The following is a 3,249-nucleotide window of genomic DNA, read 5'->3' as shown; positions in this document are numbered from 1 at the left end:
TATAAAAAACGAAACCCCCTGCAGCATTCGCTGAGGGGGTCTGTCTTGTTGGGAGCCTGGCGGTGACCTACTTTCACATGGGTAATCCACACTATCATCGGCGCACGTTCGTTTCACTTCTGAGTTCGGGATGGGATCAGGTGGGTCCAAACTGCTATGGCCGCCAAGCATAACTGGCTGCTGAAGGGGATGGTTTCCCTTCGGCTAAAAACTGGAAGAAGTAAAGTTTTGAGTAATATATCTCGTATTGCGCTTAAGGTTATAGGATCAAGCCTCACGGTCAATTAGTATCAGTTAGCTTAACGCATTACTGCGCTTCCACACCTGACCTATCAACGTTGTGGTCTTCAACGAACCTTTAGAGGGATCAAGTCCCTGGGAAGTCTCATCTTGAGGCAAGTTTCCCGCTTAGATGCTTTCAGCGGTTATCTCTTCCGAACATAGCTACCCGGCGATACGACTGGCGTCATAACCGGTACACCAGAGGTTCGTCCACTCCGGTCCTCTCGTACTAGGAGCAGCCCCCCTCAAACTTCCAACGCCCACTGCAGATAGGGACCAAACTGTCTCACGACGTTTTAAACCCAGCTCACGTACCACTTTAAATGGCGAACAGCCATACCCTTGGGACCGGCTACAGCCCCAGGATGTGATGAGCCGACATCGAGGTGCCAAACTCCCCCGTCGATATGAACTCTTGGGGGGAATCAGCCTGTTATCCCCGGCGTACCTTTTATCCGTTGAGCGATGGCCCTTCCATACAGAACCACCGGATCACTATGACCTGCTTTCGCACCTGCTCGACCTGTCCGTCTCGCAGTTAAGCAACCTTATGCCATTGCACTATCAGCACGATTTCCGACCGTACCTAGGTTACCTTCGTACTCCTCCGTTACTCTTTGGGAGGAGACCGCCCCAGTCAAACTGCCTACCATACACGGTCCCCGATCCAGATAATGGACCTAGGTTAGAACCTCAAACACATCAGGGTGGTATTTCAACGTCGGCTCCATCGGAACTAGCGTCCCGACTTCAAAGCCTCCCACCTATCCTACACAGATGTATTCAAAGTCCAATGTAAAGCTACAGTAAAGGTGCACGGGGTCTTTCCGTCTAGCAGCGGGTAGATTGCATCTTCACAAACACTTCAACTTCGCTGAGTCTCGGGTGGAGACAGTGTGGCCATCGTTACTCCATTCGTGCGGGTCGGAACTTACCCGACAAGGAATTTCGCTACCTTAGGACCGTTATAGTTACGGCCGCCGTTTACCGGGGCTTCGATCAAGAGCTTGCACCCCATCAATTAACCTTCCGGCACCGGGCAGGAGTCACACCCTATACGTCCACTTTCGTGTTTGCAGAGTGCTGTGTTTTTATTAAACAGTCGCAGCCACCAATTCACTGCAACCCCTATCTGCTTCATCCGCAAGGGACTACACATACCAGGGGCGCACCTTCTCCCGAAGTTACGGTGCTAATTTGCCGAGTTCCTTCACCCGAGTTCTCTCAAGCGCCTTAGAATTCTCATCCTGCCCACCTGTGTCGGTTTGCGGTACGGTCTCTATACAACTGAAGCTTAGAGGCTTTTCTTGGAAGCATGGTATCACTCACTTCGCGCACTAAGTGCACTCGTCATCACGTCTCGACCTTAGCTCTCCGGATTTGCCTAAAGAACCAGCCTACACGCTTAAACCGGGACATCCAACACCCGGCCGAGCTAACCTTCTCCGTCCCCCCATCGCATTGTATAAAGGTATAGGAATATTAACCTATTTCCCATCAGCTACGCATTTCTGCCTCACCTTAGGGGCCGACTCACCCTGCGCCGATGAACGTTGCGCAGGAAACCTTGGGCTTTCGGCGAGGGAGCTTTTCACTCCCTTTATCGCTACTCATGTCAGCATTCGCACTTCTGATACCTCCAGCATCCTTCTCAAGACACCTTCGCAGGCTTACAGAACGCTCTCCTACCACCTAAACATCCATGAGAATGTCTAGATCCGCGTCTTCGGTGCATAGTTTGAGCCCCGTTACATCTTCCGCGCAGGACGACTCGACCAGTGAGCTATTACGCTTTCTTTAAAGGATGGCTGCTTCTAAGCCAACCTCCTGGCTGTCTGTGCCTTCCCACTTCGTTTTCCACTTAACTATGCTTTGGGACCTTAGACGGCGGTCTGGGTTGTTTCCCTCTTGACACCGGACGTTAGCACCCGATGTCTGTCTCCCGTAAAATTACTCCTCGGTATTCTTAGTTTGCCATGGGTTGGTAACCAGCAATAGGCCCCTAGCCATAACAGTGCTTTACCCCCGAGGGTATATTACGAGGCACTACCTCAATAGTTTTCGGAGAGAACCAGCTATTTCCAAGTTTGTTTGGCCTTTCACCCCTATCCACAGCTCATCCCCTAACTTTTCAACGTTAGTGGGTTCGGACCTCCAGTGAGTGTTACCTCACCTTCATCCTGGCCATGGATAGATCACTTGGTTTCGGGTCTACACCCAGCAACTTGACGCCCTTATCAGACTCGGTTTCCCTACGCCTCCCCTATTCGGTTAAGCTCGCTACTGAATGTAAGTCGCTGACCCATTATACAAAAGGTACGCAGTCACCCCTGCTTCAAACACCCTTCGGGCGTTTTCGCAGGGTTGTCTACCGCCTCACTACGCTTCGCTTTCGCTACGCGCCGTGATACGGCAGTCACCCTCCCGCCTCGAAATACATATGCCATTAAGGCTCATCTATTTCACTTCTTCTTGAAACTTTTGAGTCGCATCGCTGCGCGATGCTCCTCGAAAGAATCTCAAAGATGCTTGAAGCAGGGGCTCCCACTGTTTGTATGCATGCGGTTTCAGGATCTATTTCACTCCCCTCCCGGGGTTCTTTTCGCCTTTCCCTCACGGTACTAGTTCACTATCGGTCGATTACGAGTATTTAGCCTTGGAGGATGGTCCCCCCATATTCAGACAAGGTTTCTCGTGCCCCGCCCTACTTGTCGCAACCCTAGTTCCACACTCGAATTTTTACATACGGGGCTATCACCCACTATCGCCGGACTTTCCAGACCGTTCTGTTAATTCGTGTGCTAAAAGTTGCAAGGCTCTTCCGCGTTCGCTCGCCACTACTTGCGGAATCTCGGTTGATTTCTTTTCCTGCAGCTACTTAGATGTTTCAGTTCGCTGCGTTCGCTCTACCCTCCCTATGTATTCAGGAGGGAGTACCCTTGCGGGTGGGTTTCCCCATTCGGATAT

At 51.3% G+C, this 3,249-nt stretch carries 2 rRNA genes (1 of these 2 running past the window's edge); both read right to left on the bottom strand.

Going from position 1 to position 3,249, the window contains the following annotated elements:
• Positions 1-54: 54 nt before the first annotated feature.
• Positions 55-168 (bottom strand): 5S ribosomal RNA (gene rrf / locus SCT_RS10980).
• Positions 169-263: 95 nt separating this feature from the next.
• Positions 264-3,249: ribosomal RNA gene (locus tag SCT_RS10975) — 23S ribosomal RNA — on the bottom strand; it runs 110 nt beyond the window's last position.

Origin of the sequence: Sulfuricella sp. T08 (assembly GCF_000971475.1) — a bacterium.
Taxonomy (GTDB): domain Bacteria; phylum Pseudomonadota; class Gammaproteobacteria; order Burkholderiales; family Sulfuricellaceae; genus Sulfuricella.
The sequence above is the reverse complement of the archived record's forward strand: the minus strand, read 5'-3'. Positions and strand labels throughout refer to the sequence as shown.